The organism is Paracoccus sp. C2R09 (assembly GCF_018860625.1).
GTDB lineage: Bacteria > Pseudomonadota > Alphaproteobacteria > Rhodobacterales > Rhodobacteraceae > Paracoccus.
In genome coordinates this window covers 163870-183730 of sequence record NZ_JAHKQB010000029.1, presented here as the reverse complement: position 1 = coordinate 183730, position 19861 = coordinate 163870, and the positions used below count along the sequence as shown (strand labels likewise).

The 19861-nt window shown below is 67.5% G+C and carries 20 protein-coding genes; 15 read left to right on the top strand and 5 right to left on the bottom strand.

Annotation, left to right across the window (positions count from 1 at the left end):
- Positions 1-65 precede the first annotated feature (65 nt).
- Genes KO490_RS12755 through KO490_RS12740 form a run of 4 tightly spaced genes read left to right on the top strand, consistent with a single transcriptional unit; the run spans position 66 to position 2673 of the window.
- Complete coding sequence (locus KO490_RS12755) at positions 66-320, top strand: hypothetical protein (protein ID WP_216019796.1); 255 nt, start codon at positions 66-68, stop codon at positions 318-320.
- Position 321: 1 nt separating this feature from the next.
- Entirely contained in the window at positions 322-717 is a 396-nt protein-coding gene (locus KO490_RS12750; protein WP_216019795.1) for an MAPEG family protein, read from the top strand.
- Between the two features lie 53 nt (positions 718-770).
- Positions 771-2165: a dihydrolipoyl dehydrogenase gene (gene lpdA, locus KO490_RS12745; protein ID WP_216020150.1), complete on the top strand. Its 1395-nt coding sequence runs from the start codon at positions 771-773 to the stop codon at positions 2163-2165.
- A complete protein-coding gene (locus KO490_RS12740; RefSeq protein WP_216019794.1) occupies positions 2158-2673 on the top strand; it encodes a lytic transglycosylase domain-containing protein in 516 nt (171 codons plus the stop codon). Before lpdA ends, KO490_RS12740 begins: the two co-directional genes overlap by 8 nt.
- 30 nt (positions 2674-2703) lie before the next feature.
- On the opposite strand, the gene KO490_RS12735 is transcribed toward KO490_RS12740, so the two are convergent.
- On the bottom strand, positions 2704-3321 hold the full coding sequence (locus KO490_RS12735; protein ID WP_216020149.1) for a lytic transglycosylase domain-containing protein: 618 nt from the start codon (positions 3319-3321) through the stop codon (positions 2704-2706).
- A gap of 168 nt (positions 3322-3489) precedes the next feature.
- On the opposite strand from KO490_RS12735, the gene ssb reads away from it, so the two are divergent.
- Both ssb and KO490_RS12725 read left to right on the top strand, forming a co-directional pair.
- The gene (gene ssb / locus KO490_RS12730) at positions 3490-3999 is read left to right on the top strand and encodes a single-stranded DNA-binding protein (protein WP_216019793.1); all 510 of its coding nucleotides are present in this window, start codon (positions 3490-3492) and stop codon (positions 3997-3999) included.
- A gap of 213 nt (positions 4000-4212) precedes the next feature.
- A complete protein-coding gene (locus tag KO490_RS12725; RefSeq protein ID WP_216019792.1) occupies positions 4213-5247 on the top strand; it encodes a Glu/Leu/Phe/Val dehydrogenase dimerization domain-containing protein in 1035 nt (344 codons plus the stop codon).
- Here KO490_RS12725 and aroB read toward each other — a convergent pair.
- Together aroB and KO490_RS12715 are read right to left on the bottom strand one after the other, a co-directional pair.
- Entirely contained in the window at positions 5244-6350 is a 1107-nt protein-coding gene (aroB, locus tag KO490_RS12720; protein WP_216019791.1) for a 3-dehydroquinate synthase, read from the bottom strand. The two genes, KO490_RS12725 and aroB, sit on opposite strands and share 4 nt — an antisense overlap.
- Positions 6351-6352: 2 nt before the next feature.
- The gene (locus tag KO490_RS12715) at positions 6353-6952 is read right to left on the bottom strand and encodes a shikimate kinase (protein ID WP_216019790.1); all 600 of its coding nucleotides are present in this window, start codon (positions 6950-6952) and stop codon (positions 6353-6355) included.
- A gap of 73 nt (positions 6953-7025) precedes the next feature.
- Here KO490_RS12715 and KO490_RS12710 point away from each other — a divergent pair, with 73 nt between their 5' ends.
- The 7 genes from KO490_RS12710 (at position 7026) to KO490_RS12680 (ending at position 14909) form a co-directional block, all read left to right on the top strand.
- Positions 7026-7172 carry a hypothetical protein gene (locus KO490_RS12710; RefSeq protein ID WP_216019789.1) on the top strand — a complete coding sequence of 49 codons (147 nt, stop codon included), beginning with the start codon at positions 7026-7028 and terminating at the stop codon, positions 7170-7172.
- Positions 7165-8658 carry a hypothetical protein gene (locus KO490_RS12705; protein WP_216019788.1) on the top strand — a complete coding sequence of 498 codons (1494 nt, stop codon included), beginning with the start codon at positions 7165-7167 and terminating at the stop codon, positions 8656-8658. Before KO490_RS12710 ends, KO490_RS12705 begins: the two co-directional genes overlap by 8 nt.
- The gene (locus KO490_RS12700; RefSeq protein ID WP_216019787.1) at positions 8655-9614 is read left to right on the top strand and encodes a site-specific tyrosine recombinase XerD; all 960 of its coding nucleotides are present in this window, start codon (positions 8655-8657) and stop codon (positions 9612-9614) included. The genes KO490_RS12705 and KO490_RS12700 overlap by 4 nt, the downstream gene beginning before the upstream one ends.
- Positions 9615-9638: 24 nt before the next feature.
- Entirely contained in the window at positions 9639-10967 is a 1329-nt protein-coding gene (locus KO490_RS12695; protein ID WP_216019786.1) for an HlyC/CorC family transporter, read from the top strand.
- Positions 10968-11048: 81 nt separating this feature from the next.
- Complete coding sequence (gene tkt / locus KO490_RS12690; RefSeq protein ID WP_216019785.1) at positions 11049-13067, top strand: transketolase; 2019 nt, start codon at positions 11049-11051, stop codon at positions 13065-13067.
- A 55-nt stretch (positions 13068-13122) separates the two neighbouring features.
- Entirely contained in the window at positions 13123-14040 is a 918-nt protein-coding gene (locus tag KO490_RS12685) for a DMT family transporter (protein ID WP_216019784.1), read from the top strand.
- The gene (locus KO490_RS12680) at positions 14040-14909 is read left to right on the top strand and encodes a lysophospholipid acyltransferase family protein (protein ID WP_216019783.1); all 870 of its coding nucleotides are present in this window, start codon (positions 14040-14042) and stop codon (positions 14907-14909) included. Before KO490_RS12685 ends, KO490_RS12680 begins: the two co-directional genes overlap by 1 nt.
- A 66-nt stretch (positions 14910-14975) precedes the next feature.
- Here the strand turns inward: KO490_RS12680 and KO490_RS12675 are convergent, their stop codons facing one another.
- A complete protein-coding gene (locus tag KO490_RS12675; RefSeq protein ID WP_216019782.1) occupies positions 14976-16385 on the bottom strand; it encodes a class II 3-deoxy-7-phosphoheptulonate synthase in 1410 nt (469 codons plus the stop codon).
- A gap of 178 nt (positions 16386-16563) precedes the next feature.
- Between KO490_RS12675 and KO490_RS12670 the strand changes: the two genes are divergently transcribed.
- Positions 16564-17550, top strand: a complete 987-nt coding sequence (locus KO490_RS12670; RefSeq protein ID WP_216019781.1) for a GlxA family transcriptional regulator — start codon at positions 16564-16566, stop codon at positions 17548-17550.
- Positions 17551-17639: 89 nt separating this feature from the next.
- Complete coding sequence (locus tag KO490_RS12665) at positions 17640-18827, top strand: Hint domain-containing protein (RefSeq protein ID WP_216019780.1); 1188 nt, start codon at positions 17640-17642, stop codon at positions 18825-18827.
- Here the strand turns inward: KO490_RS12665 and ftsY are convergent.
- Entirely contained in the window at positions 18743-19801 is a 1059-nt protein-coding gene (ftsY, locus tag KO490_RS12660) for a signal recognition particle-docking protein FtsY (protein ID WP_216019779.1), read from the bottom strand. The genes KO490_RS12665 and ftsY overlap by 85 nt on opposite strands.
- Positions 19802-19861: the final 60 nt, after the last annotated feature.

The following is a 19861-nucleotide window of genomic DNA, read 5'->3' as shown; positions in this document are numbered from 1 at the left end:
GCGTCCGCGCCCGGTTCCACCCCTGTCGGCCCCGACAACCGGGTCGCCACATGCGAGGCAGTGCCATGCAGCTTATCGTCCGTTACAGCATCCAGGATTACACCGGTTTCCGGACCGCCTTCGACGCGGATACCGAGGATCGGGGAAATGCGGGCCTGTCCCTGCTGCAATTGTGGACCGAGGATGCGGGCCATGCCTGGGCGCTGTTCGAGGTGAACGACGCCAAGGCCGCCCGCGACTGGCTGTCCGGCGCCGCCGCGGTCTTCGCGTCCCAGGCGGGCGTGACCGCGACCGATGCCCATTTCCTGGAGACCGCGTGACATGACGCCTGAACTGACGGTGCTGGCCCTGGCCGGGCTGCTTCAATTCGGCCAGTTCGTGGCCTTTTCCATCGAGGCGCAGAAGACCGTCGGCCGCCGCGTCGCCTTCAGCCCGCGCGACGAGGTGGCGGGCCAGCCCCTGCCCGGTCGCGCCGGACGCCTGCAGCGCGCGATGAACAACCATTTCGAGGGGCTGATCATATTCACCCTTGCCGTGGTGGTCGTCACGATGGGTCAGCAGGGCAGCTTCTTCACCGCGCTCATGGCGTGGATCTATCTTGGTGCGCGCATTCTCTATGTGCCCGCCTATGTCCGGGGCTGGGTCCCTGGACGCTCGATCATCTGGGTGGTCGGAATGGCGGCGACGGTTCTGATGATCCTCGCCGCGCTGATCTGACCGGCCATTGAAATATGCCCGCGGGCGGTGCCACGCGGATCCGAAGGAAAGGAATTCTCATGTATGATCTGATCGTGATCGGTGCCGGTCCCGGCGGCTATGTCTGCGCCATCCGTGCGGCCCAGCTGGGCCTGAAGGTTGCCTGTGTCGAAGGCCGCGAAACGCTTGGCGGCACCTGCCTGAACGTGGGCTGCATCCCGTCCAAGGCGCTGCTTCATGCCAGCCACATGCTGCACGAGACCCATGAGAACTTCGAGAAGATGGGCCTGATGGGCGCGCATGTCGAAGTCGACTGGTCCAAGATGCAGGACTACAAGCAGGACACCGTGAATTCCAACACCGGCGGGATCGAGTTCCTGTTCAAGAAGAACAAGGTCGACTGGATCAAGGGCTGGGCCAGCATCGAGGCCCCCGGCAAGGTCAAGGTCGGCGACACCGTCCACGAGGCGAAGAACATCGTCGTGGCCTCGGGCTCGGTCCCCTCGGCGCTGAAGGGGCTGGAAATCGACAACGAAAAGGGCGTGATCGTCGATTCCACCGGCGCATTGGCGCTTCCCAAGATCCCGAAATCCATGGTCGTCATCGGCGCGGGCGTGATCGGGCTGGAACTGGGCTCGGTCTATCGTCGCCTGGGCGCCGAGGTGACGGTGGTCGAATATCTGGACGTCATCACCCCCGGCATGGATGCCGAGGTGCAAAAGCAGCTGCAGAAGACGCTGACCAAGCAGGGCCTGAAATTCGTGCTGGGCGCGGCTGTCCAGGGTGCGACCGCATCCGATGACGGCGCGACCGTCAGCTACCAGCTGAAGAAGGACGGTTCGGAACAGCAGATCGAGGCCGAAGTGGTGCTGGTTTCGACCGGTCGCCGCCCCTATGCCGACGGGCTGGGCCTCGATGCCCTGGGCGTCGAGATGACCGATCGCGGTTACATCAAGGTGGACGGTCACTGGGCCACCAGCGTCAAGGGCGTCTATGCCATCGGCGACGCGGTCCCCGGTCCGATGCTGGCCCACAAGGCCGAGGACGAGGGCATGGCCGTCGCCGAGGTGATCGCGGGCAAGCATGGTCACGTGAACTACGATGTCATCCCGAGCGTGATCTACACCACCCCCGAGGTCGCCTCGGTCGGTCTGACCGAAGCCGCCGCCAAGGAAGGCGGCCGCAAGGTCAAGGTTGGCAAGTTCCCCTTCATGGGCAATGCCCGCGCCAAGGCGCAATTCCTGGGCGAAGGCTTCGTCAAGCTGATCGCGGATGCCGAAACCGACCGCATCCTGGGCTGCCACATCATCGGCCCGTCGGCGGGCGACCTGATCCACGAGGTCTGCGTGGCGATGGAATTCGGTGCCTCGGCCGAGGATCTGGCCCTGACCTGCCATGCGCATCCGACCGTGTCGGAAGCCGTGCGCGAGGCGGCACTGGCCTGCGGCAGCGGCGCCATCCATGCGTGATCGCGCATTGCGCGGATGGGGGGCACTGCCCCCCGTCACCCCCAGGCTGGGCCGCCGCGGTCTGATCCTCTCGGCATTGGCGCTGGCCGCCTGCGGAGGATCGCCCGATCGCGACCCGGCCGCCCTTCGGGGCAGCGGTCTCTATCCGAACGAGACGCCATTCATCCGCCAGCGCATCAATTTCTGGGCGCGGCATTACGGCATTCCGTCATCCATCGTGCAGCGCATCGTCATCCGCGAATCCAAGCACCGGCCGGGGGTTCGCAACGGTCCCTATTACGGGCTGATGCAGATCCATCCGCAGACGGCACGGACCATGGGCTATCGCGGGGCACCCTCGGGGTTGCTGGATGCGGATACGAACCTGCGATACGGCGTGAAATACCTGCGCGGCGCGTGGCTGGTGGCCGAAGGCGACCCGGACGCCACCGTCAAATGGTATTCGCAGGGCTATTATTACGAAGCCAAGCGCAAGGGCCTGCTGAAAAGGACGGGCCTGAAGTCATGAGGAAGGGGCCCCGCGGGGCCCCTGTTCGCATCAACCGCCCGCGATGATGCGGACATAGTTCCGCGTCTCGCGATAGGGCGGGATGCCGTTGTATTTCTGGACCGCGCCCGGCCCCGCGTTATAGGCCGCAAGCGCCAGGTTCCAGTTCCCGAACTGATTGTACATCATCCGCAGGTAACGCGCACCGCCGTTCAGGTTCTGGACCGGATCGTTGGGGTTCACGCCCAGCTTGGCCGCCGTTCCGGGCATCAGCTGCGCAAGGCCCATCGCGCCCTTGTGGGATTTCGCGTTCGGGTTCCAGTTCGATTCCTGCTGGACCAGCCGCAGGAACAGATCCTCGGGGATGCCGTTGCGCTGCGCGGCCGCGCGGGCATGCGGCAGGTATTCGGTCCGGCGCCCGGTATAGCGCGGGATGCTGGGGGTCAGCGCGGCGGCGACGGCCTGGTCGGCGGCGCTTGGTTGCAGACGGCGCGAGCCCTGGTACTGCGTGGCCAGGCGGTTGTCCATCAGGCGGGTCTGCCGGGCGAACTGTTCCGCCCGCGACTTGGATGAACTTCCCGAAAGACGCAGCCCCTCGGCCGCGACAGGGGTCGCCGCCACAAGGAGCACGCACATCGCCGCCTTCACGGAATGGCCGATCTTGATCATCTTGCCCTCGTTCTCTCGACTTTGTCCGTTGCCGGATCTGTATCGCACTATACATCATTTGGCCGCCCAGACCAGACGGGCGAAGGATCCCGCGCGGCGTTTCGCTTGCAGCCCCCGGTGGCCCTGCGTTAGACGGTCTGTCAAACACATCACCCGAGGAATTCAGCCATGGCAGGCAGCGTCAACAAGGTCATCCTGATCGGCAATCTGGGCCGCGACCCCGAAATCCGCAGCTTCCAGAACGGGGGCAAGGTCGCCAATCTGCGCATCGCCACCTCGGAACAGTGGAAGGACCGCAATACCGGCGAACGCCGCGAGAAGACCGAATGGCACACCGTCGCCATCTTCTCGGAGGGGCTGGTGAACGTGGTCGAACGCTTCCTGCGCAAGGGCAGCAAGGTCTATGTCGAAGGCTCGCTGGAAACGCGCAAATGGCAAGACCAGTCGGGTCAGGACCGCTACAGCACCGAAATCGTGCTGCGCGGCCTGAACGGAACGTTGACCATGCTGGACGGCCGCGGCGAAGGCGGCGGCAGCGGTGGCGGCGGCATGGGCGGCGGCAGCCAGGGTGGCGGCTATGGCGGCGGCTACGACGACTACAATTCGGGTCCGTCCTCGTCGGGCGGATCGCAGGGCGGCGGCGGCCGTGCCGAATACGACGACGAGATCCCGTTCTGAGATACCCTGCCACCGCGAATCACACAAGGGCGGCCCCGCATCGGGCCGCCCTTTCCCGTTTGCGCCCGACACGCGCGATGTTGCCGGACGTCGCGACGCCCCTTGCCGAAAGTTTCACGTCGGCCCCCTGCCCTTTGCGAATGATCCTGCGCTTGACGCAAGCGCCCGGCGGCGCTTTCTGCCCGGAAACCAGACCGCAGACAGGACCATCCCATGGCGCTTTCCCTGACCGAACTCGACCGCCCCGAGGGCTTCGAACGCCTCGTTCTGGCCGAAGATGCCGATGCGGGCCTGCGCGCGCTGATCTGCCTGCATTCGACGGTTCTGGGCCCGGCGGCGGGCGGCTGCCGGATGTGGCCCTATGGCTCGGACGCGGATGCGATCCACGACGTGACGCGGCTGGCCCGCGGGATGACCTACAAGAACGCGATGGCGGGGCTGGATCTGGGTGGTGGCAAGTCGGTCATCATCGGCGATGCGCGCCGCGACAAGACGCCCGCGATGATGCGCGCCTTCGGTCGTGCGGTGCAATCGCTTGGCGGGCGCTACTGGACGGCCGAGGATGTGGGCATCTCGACCGAGGACATGGCCCACGCAGCCGAGGAGACGCGTTTTGCCGTGGGCCTGTCGGGCGCGTCGGGCGATCCGTCGCCCTGGACCGCCGAGGGCGTGTTCCGCTGCCTGAAGGTCGGGGCGGCCCATGTCTTCGGGCTGCACGACCTCCAGGGCTGCAGCGTGCTGGTGCAGGGGCTGGGCCATGTCGGCATGTCGCTGGCCGACAAGCTGCACGGCGCGGGCGCGAAGCTGATCGTGACCGACATCCATGCCGACGCCCTGTCCGAGGCCGAGGCCCGTTTCGGCGCCACCGTCATCGCGCCCGATCAGGTCTTCGACCAGACGATGGACATCTTCGCGCCCTGCGCGCTTGGCGGCGTGCTGGACGCGGACAGCGTGGGTCGCATGCAGGCGCGGCTGGTCTGCGGGGCGGCGAACAACCAGCTGGCGACCGACGACATCGCCGATCTGCTGGTCGAACGCGGCATCACCTATCTGCCCGATTACGTCGTGAACGCGGGCGGCATCATCAGCGTCGCGTCGGAGATCCACGGCAAGCCCGACGGCTGGCGCCTGGAACGCCTGACCGCCATCGCGGGCCGCGTGGACGAGATGCTGACCCGGGCCCGGGCCGAAGGGCAGACCACCACGCGCATCGCCGACCAGATGGTCGAGGCGATGCTGCGCGCCTAACGCGCGTCGGCCAGCACCGCGCGCAGCAGTTCGGGAACGGCATCGTCGCAGACGAAGGCCTCTCCGATGCCGCGGGCCAGGACGAAGCGCAGCTGGCCGTCCACGACCTTCTTGTCCTGCCCCATCAGCGCGATCAGGTCGTCATCGCCCGGCAGATCGCCCGGGATGTCCGACAGGCGCGCGGGCATGCCCATGCGGTGCAGATGCTCCAGCACGCGGCTTGGCGCCTCTTGCGAACACAGCCCCATCCGCGCGGACAGGTCGAAGGCCAGCGCGCAGCCGATGGCCACCCCCTCGCCATGCAGCAGCCGGTCGGAATAGCCGGTGGCCTTTTCCAGCGCGTGACCGAAGGTGTGGCCCAGGTTCAGCAGCGCGCGCTCGCCCTGCTCGGTCTCGTCGCGCGTGACGATCCCCGCCTTCATGCCGACGGAATGCGCGATGGCATGCTGGCGCGCGGTCAGATCGTCCTGCAACAGGGGGGCGTTCACCTCGAGCCATTCGAAGAAGTCCAGATCGCCCAGCAGCCCGTATTTCGCGACCTCGCCGTAACCAGCCAGGAAGTCGCGGGGCCGAAGCGTGTCCAGAACCCCGATATCGGCCAGCACCAGCGACGGCTGGTGGAACGCGCCGACCAGGTTCTTGCCATGGGTCGAATTGATGCCGGTCTTGCCGCCGACGCTGCTGTCCACCTGCGCCAGAAGCGTGGTCGGGATCTGCACGAAGCGGACGCCCCGCCGCAGGATGGATGCCGCAAAGCCCACCAGGTCACCGATGACCCCGCCGCCAAGCGCGATCACCACGTCGCGGCGTTCGACCTTCTGTTCCAGCAGCCAATCCGCGCAGCGCGTCAGATGCGGCCAGCTCTTGGTGCCCTCGCCCGCGGGCAGGGCCAGCGACACGCTGTCGATGCCTGCCGCATCCAGCGCGTCGGTCAGGCGGCCCAGATGCAGGGGGGCGACGGTCTCGTCGGTGACGATGGCCACGCGGGGGCGTGCCAGAAGCGGCGCGATGCGGGCACCGGCATCCGCGATCAGCCCCTCGCCGATGACCACGTCATAGGCGCGGTCGCCAAGGGGCACATGGACGGTGACGGGCTGGGGCATGATCAATCCTCGAACAGGGTGGCATCGGCTTCGCGCAACGCGGCCGACAGGCGGGTGGCGGTGGCATCGATGCTGTCGCCGCCCTGCGAATGAAAGCGCAGATCGGCCTGCGCATAGACGGGCCTGCGTTCGGCCAGAAGGCCCAGAAGCGTGCCCTTCGGGTCGGCCGTCTGCAGCAGCGGACGCGTCGGGCGCTGCCGCACGCGGTTCCACAGCACCTCGGGGTCGCAATCCAGCCAGACCGAGAAGCCGCTGCGCGCGACGATCGCCCGGTTCTCGGGGCGCATCCAGGCGCCGCCGCCGGTCGAGACGATGCCCGCGGGCCTTGCCAGCAGGCGGCCCAGAACCTCGGTTTCGCGGGCACGGAAGAAATCCTCTCCGTCGCGGGCGAATATTTCCGAGATGGACATGGCGGCCGCGGCCTCGATCTCGGCGTCGGAATCGGTGAAGGGCACGCGCAGGCGCCGGGCCAGTTCGGTCCCGATGGCGGTCTTGCCCGCCCCCATCATGCCGATCAGCACGATATGCCGCTGAAGTCGCTTCATCGCCGACGCCTTTCTTGACCGGGCCACTGAATGACGTGATCTTTCGGAAATTGCCATATATATTCGGCGCGGGTCGGCAACAGACCGACCATTCACGATACGATTCCCGGCGCGAGCAAAGGCGATTTCAATGCGGAAACTGAAGATTCTGGTGGTGCTGATTCTGGCTGCTCTGGCGGGGCTGGCCGGGTATGCCTATTTCGGCGACATGGCCCCCACCCGCAGCGAAGTGCGCATGCCGCTGGCACTGGACGGGGACACGGCCGAGGGTGAGTGATCGCAGACCCGCATTGCGCAGAGGCCTGGCCGCGGCGATCCTGCTGACGGCCCTGCCCCTGCAGGCCGGCGCGCAGGATCAGCCGCTATCGGCCAGCGACTGGCTGTCGGGCAGCGTGCGCGGCCCCGTGCGCGAAAGCTCGGCCTGGCGTCCGGGCGATGCGCGACCCCCGGTCCGCAAGGGCCCGCGACCCAGCCCCGTCGCCGAAAGCGGCACGGTCGGCGCGGTATCGGTCACCCGGCTGGATCACGGCAATCCCGACGCGACCGGCACCCAGAGCCCGCGCCGCGCGGGCCTGCCCTTCGATCTGTGGTCCGGCAGCGATTCCGCGACCCTGGCCCGGATGGTTCTGGAAACCCCCGCACGCCTGCAATCCATGCAGGGGCTGCTGTCGCGCGTGCTGACGGCGCAGCTGGCCGCCCCCGACCAACCGGCGGACGACGCGCAGGGGCAGCTGTTCCTGGCCCGTGCCGACCGGCTGCTGGACATGGGCGCGCTGGACGATGCGCAGGGCCTTCTGCTGGCCGCAGGACCCGGAGAGCCCGAGATCTTTCGCCGCATGTTCGACATCGCCCTGCTGGAGGGCGACGAAAGCCGCGCCTGCGCGATCATGAACGGCACCCCGGGCATCGCCCCCAGCTTCGCGGCGCGGATCTTCTGTCTTGCGCAGACCGGCGACTGGTCCGCCGCCGCCGTCAGCCTGCACGGCGCCGAGATGCTGGGCCTGATCGAGGAACGAGAGGCGGTGCTGCTGACGCATTTCCTCGACGATGCCTATGTGGACAGCCCCGACACGCTGGCCCCGCCGCAGAACCTGTCGCCGCTGGAGTTTCGGATCTTCGAGGCGATCGGCCAGCCATTGCCCACGACGCCCCTGCCCGTGGCCTTCGCGCAATCGGACCTGCGCCTGAACAGCGGTTTCAAGGCCCGGCTGGAGGCCGCCGAACGGCTGGCGCGCGCCGGTGCGCTGTCGCCCGCGCGCCTGCGCCATATCTATGGCGAACAGCCGCCCGCGGCCTCGGGCGGGGTCTGGGACCGGGCCGAGGCGCTGGCCGATCTGGACGCCGCGCTGGCTGCGGGCGATCACGGGGCGGCGCTGATCCGCTGCGCCGAGGTGTTCCGCGCCGCGGGCATGGCCGACATCCTTGCCGGCATGATCGCGGCGGATCTGCCCGAACCGCCCGCCCATGCCATGGACGAGGCATCCGAGACCGCGCGCCTGCTGCGCCAGTGGCAGGGCCTGTCCGAGGCACCGCTGCCCGCCCCGCCCGCCGATCTGACCGCCCAGATCCCGCCCGCCCCAGCCGCACGCAAGGGCGAGGAGCTGCTGACCGCGATGGCCGATATCGACGCCGCGATCGAAGGCGACATGGCCCGCGCGGCCAAGGGCATCGCGATGCTGATCGCGCTTGGCCTGCCCGAGGATGCCGCCCGCGCAAGGCGTCAGATCATCCTGCTGGACAGTATCGGGACGGAACGACCATGAGCCGGGATTACTCTGCCATATCGTCATTCCTGGATGCCCAGGCGGCCGAGGCCGGGGCTGCGCGGAACACGCTGCTGGCCTATGGCCGCGACCTTCGCGACTTTGCCGACTGGCTGAACCGTCGCGGTCGTTCGCTGTCCGACCTGACCCGCGACATCATCGAGGATTACCTGACCCATTGCGATGCGCAGGGCCTGTCGCGGGCCACGCGCGCAAGGCGGCTGTCCTCGATCCGGCAGTTCACCCGCTTCGCATTGGAGGAAGGCTGGCGCGAGGACGATCCCGCCATCCGCATCAGCGGCCCGCGCCGCGCCCGCAGCCTGCCCAAGACCCTGACCAAGGACGAGATCGCGGCCCTGCTCGAGGCCGCGCCGACGATCGCGCGCAACCCGGCCGATGCCGTTCGCAACACCTGCCTGCTGGAGCTGCTCTATTCCACCGGGATGCGCGTCAGCGAACTGGTGGGCCTGCCGGTGCAAGGCTGCCGCGGCAACCCCGAGGTCCTGGTCATCCGGGGCAAGGGCAACAAGGATCGCCTGCTTCCCCTGGGCGGTCCGGCCCGCCGGGCGCTGGCCGACTGGCTGGAACGGCGCGACAACGCCCCCGAGAAATCGCCCCTGGGGCGGCTGGTCGCGGGGCCGGCCGGGCGCTGGCTGTTCCCGGCCGCCGGGGCCGAGGGGCATATCCCGCGCCAGAGCTTCGGGCGCATGCTGAACCAGATCGCGGTCGCGGCGGGGATCGACCCTGCCCGCGTCACGCCCCATGTGCTGCGCCACGCCTTCGCCACGCATCTGCTGGAGGGCGGCGCCGATCTGCGCAGCATCCAGATGCTGCTGGGCCATGCCGATCTGGGCACGACCGAGATCTATACCCATGTGATGGACGAACGCATGAAGGACCTCGTGCTGAACCACCACCCGCTGGCCCGCGTTGGCGGGCCTGACCCCGACTACTAACCCTCTCTCAGATGAACGGACCCCATGGACGACCCTTCGAGTAGTTTCGACGCCGCGATCTGGATCACCGGCGCAGCCATCGTGATCCTTCTGGCCATGTCTGCCTTCTTCTCCGGTTCGGAGACGGCGCTTACCGCCTCCAGCCGCGCGAAGCTGAGGGCGAAGGCCGACAAGGGCGATGGTGGCGCGGCGGCGGCACTGGCCCTGTCCGAGGACAGCGAACGCCTGATCGGCGCGATCCTTCTGGGCAACAACGTCGTCAACATCCTGTCCGCCAGCCTTGCGACGGCGCTGTTCACGCGGCTTCTGGGCAGCAGCGGCGTCGCCATCGCGACATTGGTGATGACCATCCTGGTGCTGATCTTCTCCGAGGTGATGCCCAAGAGCTATGCCATCTCGGCCCCCGAGAAGGTCGCAAGCCTCGTCGCCCGCCCGATCCGGGTCCTGACCATCCTGCTGTCGCCCATCGTGACCGTCGTGCGCGCCATCGTCCGCGGCATCCTGCGCATCTTCGGGCTGCGCACCGATCCCGGCACGCACATGTTCTCGATCGAGGAGGAGATCGCGGGTGCGCTCTCCATCGGCCATGCCCAGGGCTCGGTCCACAAGGAGGATCGCGACCGCCTGCTGGGCGCGCTGGATCTGGGCAACCGCACCGTCGAGGAGATCATGCGCCATCGCAGCGAGATCCAGATGATCGACGCCGAAATGCCCCCCGAGAAGATCCTGGATACCGTGCTGGCCAGCCCCCATACCCGCCTGCCCGTCTTCCGCGACGAACGCGAGAACATCGTGGGCGTCGTCCATGCCAAGGACCTGCTGCGCGCCGTGAACCGGGCCATGCGCGAGGCGGGCGACAGCACCGCCGCGCAGCGCTTCGACATCATGTCGGTCGCGATGCCGCCCTATTTCGTGCCGGAAACCAGCGCGCTGGACGAACAGATGCGCGAATTCCTGAAGCGCCGGACGCATTTCGCACTGGTCGTGGACGAATATGGCAGCCTGCGCGGCCTGCTGACGCTGGAGGACATCCTGGAGGAGATCGTGGGCGAGATCGCCGACGAACACGACACCGAGGCCGACCAGACGCTGAAGCCCAATGCGCAGGGCGATTACCTGGTCGACGGGGGCATGACGATCCGCGACCTCAACCGTCAGCTGGACTGGACCCTGCCCGACGACGAGGCCAATACCGTCGCGGGCCTGGTGATCCACATGGCGCAGTCCATCCCCGAACAGGGGCAGGTCTTCAGCTTCCACGGCTATCGCTTCGAGGTGGTGACCCGGCGCGAGAACCGCATCACCCGCCTGCGTGTCCGCCCGCTGGCACCGACCCGTCCCCAGGACGAGTGACAAGTTATTCGGCGCGCCGCTTGCAACGGCGGGCCGTGACGCCTAACAAATCCGCAAACACATCTGCTGCAAGGATCGCCAATGGATATCGCCGCACGCCGCTCTGCCAACCCCGACCACTGGAAACTGGCCAGCGCGATCCGCGTGCTGTCCATGGACGCCGTCGAGGCCGCGAATTCCGGCCACCCCGGCATGCCGATGGGCATGGCCGATGTCGCGACCGTCCTGTTCCGCAACCACCTGAAATTCGACGCGCGTGCGCCGCACTGGTTCGACCGCGACCGCTTCATCCTGTCGGCGGGCCACGGCTCGATGCTGATCTATTCGCTGCTGCACCTGACCGGCTACGAACAGATGACGCTGGACCAGATCCGCAACTTCCGCCAGCTGGACGCGATCACCGCGGGCCACCCGGAATACGAGCATGTCGAGGGCGTCGAGACGACGACCGGTCCCTTGGGCCAGGGCATCGCCACCTCGGTCGGTTTCGCCATCGCCGAGGAAGCCATGCGCGCCGAATACGGCGAGGGTCTGTGCGATCACCGCACCTGGGTCATCGCCGGCGACGGCTGCCTGATGGAGGGCATCAGCCAAGAGGCCATCGCCATGGCCGGCGCCCAGCAGCTGGGTCGCCTGATCGTGCTGTGGGACAATAACGACATCACCATCGACGGCCGCGTCAGCCTGTCGGACAAGACCGACCAGCATGCGCGCTTTGCCGCCTCGGGCTGGCGCGTGCTGTCCTGCGACGGTCACGACCCCGCCGATATCGACCGCGCCCTGACCGAGGCCGCCAACAGCGACGGCCGCCCGACCATGGTCGACTGCAAGACGATCATCGGCTTCGGCGCGCCGAACAAGGCCGACACGAACAAGGCCCACGGCTCGCCCCTGGGCAAGGACGAGATCGCGGCCACGCGCGAGGCTTACGGCTGGACGGACGAACCCTTCGCCATCCCCGACGAGATCATGACCGCATGGCGCGAGATCGGCACCCGCGGTGCCGCCGCCCATGACGAATGGCGTGCCCGCGTCGATGCGCTGTCGACCGATCACCGCGACGAGTTCAGCCGCCGCATCGGCAATGGCGTGAACCCCAAGCTGGACACGCTGATCGACGAGTTCAAGTCGAAGACCCGCGACGAGAAGCCGAAGGTCGCGACCCGCAAGGCGTCCGAGAACGTGCTGGCCGCGCTGAACCCCAGCATGCCCGAGAATTTCGGCGGCTCGGCCGACCTGACCGGGTCGAACAACACCAAGACCGGCGAGATGGGCGTGTTCAACGCCGAGGATCGCATGGGCCGCTACATGCATTACGGCATCCGCGAACACGGCATGGCCGCCGCGATGAACGGCATCTGGCTGCATGGCGGCTTCCGCCCCTATGGCGGCACGTTCCTGACCTTCACCGACTATGCGCGCGGGTCGATGCGCCTGTCGGCGCTGATGGGGCTGCCGGTCGTCTATGTCATGACCCATGACAGCATCGGCCTTGGCGAAGACGGCCCGACCCACCAGCCGGTCGAGCATCTGGCCATCTGCCGTGCGACGCCGAACACGCTGACCTTCCGCCCCGCCGACCAGATCGAGACCGCCGAGGCCTGGCAGATCGCCCTGTCGCATGACAGCGCGCCTTCGGTGCTGGCCCTGTCGCGTCAGAACCTGCCGCTGCTGCGCGAGGATATCCGCCAGAACCTGACCGCCAAGGGTGCCTATGTCCTGCGCGAGGCCAGCGACACGCCCAAGGTCGTGCTGATGGCCACCGGCTCCGAGGTCGAACTGGCCGTGACCGCGCGCGACGCGCTGGAGGCCGACAGCATCCCGACCCGCGTCGTCTCGGTCCCCTCGATGGAGCTGTTCCGCGCCCAGCCCGCCGCCTATCGCGAAGAGGTCCTGCCTGCGGGCACCGTCCGCATCGCGATCGAGGCCGCCGTGCGTCAGCCTTGGGACTGGCTGCTGCTGGGCGAGCGTGGAACCGAGGCGAAATCGGACTTCATCGGCATGACCGGCTTTGGCGCATCGGGTCCGGCACCCGAGCTGTACAAGCATTTCGGGATCACCGCCGAGGCTGCGGTCGAACGCGCCAAGGCGCTTCTGTGATCCCAGTGCGATCGGGACCGTCGGGGCGTTCGCGCCCCGGCAGCCCCCTGCCCGCATGAGAGTGCTTGCACGCGGCTTCGCCCTGATGGGCCGCGACGGGGGGCGTTTCCGTCCCCGGTCGGAACAGGCCATGGGGATCGCCCTGATCCTGGGTGCGATCCTTGGCTTCACGCTGATGGATGCGACGGCAAAATACCTGACGCAGACCTATCACCCGATGCAGGTCATCTGGTGGCGCTTTACCGGCAACCTTCTGATCCTGCTGGCGATATTCCGCGGCGGCGTCCTGCCTGCCATGCGCAGCAGGCATCCTTCGATGCAATTCGCGCGCGCGCTGACCCAGATGGGGTCGGTCGGGCTGTTCTTCACCGCGATCCAGTATATCGGGCTGGCCGAGGCCACGGCGATCATGGATCTGAACCCGGTGCTGATCACACTGGGCGCCGCGCTGTTCCTTGGCGAAAAGGTCGGGCCGCGCAGGATCGCGGGCATCGTCGCTGCATTGATCGGCGCGATGATCATCATCCGTCCCGGTGCGGGGGTGTTCCAGCCCGCGGCGCTGCTGCCGCTGGCGGGGGCCTTCACCTTTGCCGCAGGTGCGCTTCTGACGCGGATGACCCGCGCGGATACGCCCACCACCTCGGTCATGTGGTCGGCGGTGATCGGCACGATCCTGTTCAGCGCGATCCTGCCTTTCGTCTGGGAACCCGTCGCGCCGTCGGATTTCTGGGCCTTCGGGCTGCTGGCGATCTTCGGCACCGCAAGCCAGTACCTGCTTGTCCGCGCCTTCAGCACCGCCGAGGCGGGCGTGCTGGCCCCCTTCGGTTATACCGGGCTGATCTGGGCGGGCGTCTGGGGTTGGATGTTCTTCGGGCAGATCCCCGATCTCTGGACCATCGGGGGGGCTGCGATTATCGTGATCGCCGGACTTTACGTTTGGTCGCGCGAGGCGCGTGCCGCAAGGAAGGGCTGATGCGCGAAGACGGACCGACGCTGATCGACAGGCTGGCCAACCGGGTGTTCCTGACGGTGGTCGGCGCCACGGGGCTTCTGCCCTACGAGAAACGCATCCCGGTGACGGGGTGGATATTCTCGCGCGTGATCGCCCCGGTCGCGGGCTGGCGGCGGCGGATCAGGGACAACCTGTCCCTGGCCCGGCCCGACCTGTCCGAACCCGAGATCGAGGAGATCGTCCGGGCCGTGCCCGACAATGCGGGCCGATCCATCGCCGAGATATATTCGGGCGACGAGTTCACCGCCCGCATTCACGACGCCGACCCGCTGGAAGGCCCGGGCCTGCCCGCCCTTCTTGCCGCGCAAGAGGAAAACCGCCCGGTCATTCTGGCCTGCGCGCATTTCGGCAATTACGATGCCATGCGCGCGGCGCTGGCCGGTCGCGGCTATCCCGTCGGCGCGTTGTTCCGTCCGATGAACAACGAAGCGTTCAACATGCATTACGTCCCGGCGATCAAGGCGATCTCCGAGCCGCTCTTTCCGCGCGGTCGGGCCGGGCTGGCGGCGATGCTGCGCTTTCTGCGCGGTGGCGGGTGGCTTGCCCTGGGCTTCGATCAGCATGACGGCAGCGGTGCCGAGCTGCGCTTCTTCGATCTGCCGACCAAGACCGTGCTGACCCCGGCCGAGCTTGCAAACCGCTATGACGCGCTGCTGGTCCCGATCGCGGGCATCCGGCAGCCCGACGGCATCGGGTTTCGCGTCCATGTCGGCGCCCCGATCGCCAAGGACGAGCCCCGCGTGATGATGCAGGCGCTGAACGACGATCTGGAACAGCTGGTGCGGCGGCACATGGGCCAGTGGTTCTGGATCCATCGACGCTGGAAGTGATCGCAGCGACCAAATGAAAAGGCCCGGACGGATCGCCCGGGCCTTTCTTGTGGCAATGACCTGAAATCAGACCGCGCGGGCGATGTCCGCGGTCTCGGCCCCTTCGCGACGCGCGCGAAGCTCCTCGGCCACCAGGAAGGCCAGCTCCAGCGACTGGCTGGCATTCAGGCGCGGGTCGCAGGCGGTGTGATACCGATCCGACAGGTTCTCGTCGGTGACGGCACGGACGCCGCCGGTGCATTCGGTCACGTCCTGGCCCGTCATCTCGAAATGGACGCCGCCCGGGATCGTGCCTTCCGCCGCGTGGACGCCGAAGAACTCGCGAACCTCGCGCAGGATCGAATCGAAGGCCCGCGTCTTGTAGCCGGTCGAGGACTTGATGACGTTGCCGTGCATCGGGTCGCAGGACCAGACGACATTCGCGCCCTCTTCCTTGACGGCCTTGACCAGGCGCGGCAGGTGATCGCCCACCTGACCGGCACCGAAGCGCGCGATCAGCGTCAGGCGACCGGCCTCGTTTTCCGGGTTCAGCTTGGCCATCAGCACCTTCAGATCCTCGGCCGAGGTCGAGGGGCCGCATTTCAGGCCGATCGGGTTCTGCACGCCGCGCGCGAATTCGACATGCGCGCCGTCGGGCTGACGGGTGCGATCGCCGATCCAGATCATGTGGCCCGACCCCGCGACCGGCATTCCGGTCGTGGTGTCGATGCGGGCCAGCGCCTCTTCGTATTCCAGCAGCAGCGCCTCGTGGCTGGTGTAGAAATCGACCTTGGACAGCTGATGCGCGGTGTCCGAATTCACGCCGGCGGCCTGCATGAAGGCCATCGCGTCGCTGATCCGGCCCGCGATGTCGCGATACTTCGCGGCCTCGGGGCCGCCCACGAAATCGGCGATCCAGCTTTGGACGCGGTGCATGTCGGCGAACCCGCCGGTCGAGAATGCCCGGAGCAGATTGAGCGACGCGGCCGCCTGGGTATAGGCCGACAGCATCCGCTGCGGATCGGGGATGCGGGCCTCGGGGGTGAAGTCGAAGCCGTTGATGATGTCACCGCGATAGCTGGGCAGCTCGACCCCGTTCACGGTTTCGGTCGCCGCGCTGCGCGGCTTGGCGAACTGGCCCGCCATGCGGCCGACCTTGACGACGGGCATCTGCGCGCCCCAGGTCAGCACGACCGCCATCTGCAGGATCACCTTGAAGGTGTCGCGGATGTTGTCGGCGCTGAATTCCTGGAAGCTTTCGGCGCAATCGCCGCCCTGCAGCAGGAAGCCGCGACCCGCGCCCACTTCGGCCAGTTGCGCCTTCAGGCGGCGTGCCTCGCCCGCGAAGACCAGCGGCGGCAGGCGGCGCAGCTGCGATTCGACCGCCGACAGCGCGTCGGCATTCGTATAATCCGGCATCTGGACGCGGGGATAGGCGCGCCAGCCGGCCTTGTCCCAGGTTTGGGTGGCGACGGGTTTGCGATTATCCTGCGTCATCTTGATACGCTCCTTGGAAAAAATGGTCGGATCGATATAGCCGCGAATGCCACTCAGGGAAAGTCTTTGCTGACCTTGCGGGCAAGGTTTCGGCCCGGGTCCGGCCATGGACGGAAATTCTTGCGGGGGCAGTCAAAGGCTGATTGGCTGCCTGATACACGTTCAGCCCGGACCACCCATGCATATCACGCCCCCCCGCCGCTTCACCTTCCTGCTGCTCGACCGGTTCACGATGCTGCCCTTCACCGCCGCGATCGAGCCCCTGCGCCTGGCGAACCGTCAGGCGGGGCAGCAGCTCTATTCGTGGCGGCTGGTCGGGCCGAACGGCGACCGGGCGGTCTGTTCCAACGGTACCGCCGTGGCGCTGGATGGCGGGCTGACCATGGACGGCCCCACCCCCGGCCGGGACGAGGTCGTGCTGATCTGCGGCGGAACCGAAATCGCGCGCGAGGCGACGCGCCCCGTGCTGTCATGGCTGCGCCGGATGGCCCGAGGGGGCGCACAGCTGGGCGCGTTGTGCACCGGGTCGTGGGTTCTGGCCGAGGCGGGGCTGCTGGACGGTCGCAAGGCCACGATCCACTGGGAAAACCACGACGGCTTTGCCGAGGCCTTTCCGCAGGTCGATCTGTTCCGCAGCGTCTTCGTCCATGACGGCAACCGCCTGACGGCGGCGGGCGGGACATCGGCGATCGACCTGATGCTGCATCTGATCGCCGAGGCGCATGGGGACGCGCTGGCCGCCGATGTCGCCGACCAGATGCTGCACACCGCCATCCGCACCGATCAGGATCGCCAGCGCCTGTCGATCCCCACGCGGATCGGGGTGCGCCATCCGCGCCTTGCCGCCGTCATCGCGCGGATGGAGGCGAACCTGGAAGAACCGATCAGCCCGGCCCAGCTGGCAACCGATGCGGGCATGTCCACGCGCCAGCTCGAACGGCTGTTCCGCCGTTACCTGAACCGCAGCCCGAAACGGTACTACATGGAGACGCGACTGGCGCGGGCGCGCAACCTGCTGATGCAGACCGAGCTGTCGATCATCGAGATCGCGCTGGCTTCGGGATTCTCCAGTCCGTCGCATTTCTCCAAATGCTACCGCGCGCAATATGGCAGCACCCCTTACCGCGAGCGCGGTGTCTCTGCGCCGCTGCCCCAGCCTGCTTAACGCCCCATTAACCTGCCTTACCCTATCGTTTTGCGCGGACCGCGCGCTCGGGCGCACGGAGGGGGAATGGGCAGGGATGGACGGGCGGGTTGGAATACAAGATCACGATACTGACGATGCCGACCGCCATCCGGACCAACGGCGCAAGCTATGCCCCCTGGAGCGGGTCCTACGCCTCGATCGAAATGACCGGCGCAACCACGCAAGTCATCGGGATCGAGGACGATGATTCGAGCTTCGAGCATCCCTATTACTCGCCCGCGGAAAATCAGCAGACGCTGACCCATGACGTCACGCTGACACACGGAACCGCGCAGACGGTGCTTCCGGCCGGGACGGGTATCATCGCGACCTCTGGCGGGTTCATCACCGGCCCCGACGGCGAACGGTTCGTGACCATGTTTCCCGTGCGGGACAACGACGCCTTCGGGCAGGAGGTCGGTCAGCGATACTCGGTGATCCTCATCCCCGTTCCCGCGGCAGACGGGTCGCTGCCGGTCTTCGAACTTGGGAACAGTTATCGCTTCTCCGGCAATCGGACGATCGGCACGTCCAATCCCAGCACGCTGATCTATGGGCTGGCGACGCCCTTGTGCTTTGCGGAAGGAACGCTGATCGCGACCGATGCGGGGCCATGTCCGGTTCAGGATCTGCGCCCCGGCGACCGGCTGTGGACGCTGGATGCAGGGTATCAACGGCTGAAATGGCGCGGAATGCAGATCCTCGGGCCGTCGGATCTGGACCTTGCCCCGCAGCGGCGCCCGATCAGGGTCGCGGCCGGTGCGCTTGGTTGCGGTCAGCCCGCCCGGGATCTGGTCCTGTCGCCGCAACATCGGGTCCTGATCCGGTCGGCCGTCGCCAAACGCATGGGCGGATCGGCCGAGATGCTGGTCGCGATCAGGCACCTGGTCGGAATGCCGGGGATCGAGGTCATGCGGCGGGCCCGTTCGGTCATCTATTGGCACCTGCTGCTGCGCGACCATCACATCCTCGATGCCGAAGGTGCCCTGGCCGAGAGCCTGCTGCCCGGCCCCGAGGCGATGCGCAGCCTGGCCCCCGCAGCCCGGGCCCAGATCATGTCGCTGATTGCGGGCAGGCAGATCGAACCCGCCCGCCCCATCCTGCGCGGACAGCAGGCGCGCGGTCTGCAGCGGCGTCACGCCAAGAACGCCAAGCCGCTGGTCGCCCCGGATCAGAGCCCGACGAGGGCGCGCGCGAATTCATCCGCGTCGAAGGCATCCAGATCGTCGATCTGTTCGCCCACCCCGATGGCGTGAATGGGCAGGCCGAAGCGGTCGGCCAGCGACACGAGCACACCACCGCGCGCGGTCCCGTCCAGCTTGGTCATCACGAGGCCCGACACGTCGGCCAGCTTCTGGAACGTGTCGACCTGGTTCAGCGCGTTCTGGCCCGTGGTCGCATCCAGCACCAGAAGGGTGTTGTGCGGGGCCTCGGGGTCCTTCTTGCGGATGACGCGAACGATCTTGGCCAGCTCCTCCATCAGGTCCTGGCGGTTCTGCAGGCGTCCGGCAGTGTCGATCATCAGCAGATCGGCGCCATCGGCCTCGGCCTTGACCATGGCGTCCCAGGCAAGGCTGGCGGGATCGCTGCCATGAGGCGCGACCATGACGGGCACGCCCGCGCGGTCGCCCCAGACCTGCAGCTGTTCGACCGCAGCCGCGCGGAAGGTGTCGCCCGCCGCGATCACGACGGATTTGCCCGCCGCGCGGAACTGGCTGGCCAGCTTGCCGATGGTGGTGGTCTTGCCCGCGCCGTTGACGCCCACGACCAGCACGACCTGCGGCTTCTTGGCATAGAGCGGCAGCGGACGCGCAACGGGGGCCATGATGCGCCCGATCTCGGTCGCCAGAAGCTCCTTCAGCTCGGTCGCGGAAACGCGGCGGCCCATGCGCCCTTCGGCGATGTTGGCGGTGACGCGCAGCGCCGTCTCGACGCCCAGATCGGCCTGGACCAGCATGTCCTCGAGATCCTCGAGCATGTCGTCATCCAGCGCCCGGCGCGGTTCCTCGACCTTGCCGCCGCCGAACAGGCGACCGACGATGCCCGCCGTCGCGGGCTTGGCGATCTGTGGCTTGTCCGCTTCCGGTTCGGGGACGGGAACCTCGGGGGCGGGTGCTTCGGGAATGGACGCCTCGGGCGCCGCATCCTCGGACACGATCCCGTCCAGCCCCTCTCCGATCTTCGAGGAAGAGCGCGTCAGCCGCTCGCGCAGTTTCGTGAAGAACGCCATGGAAGAACCCCGCTTGTATCGGGTTCAGACCTAGCTGCTCGGTCCGCAAAGGAAAAGGGG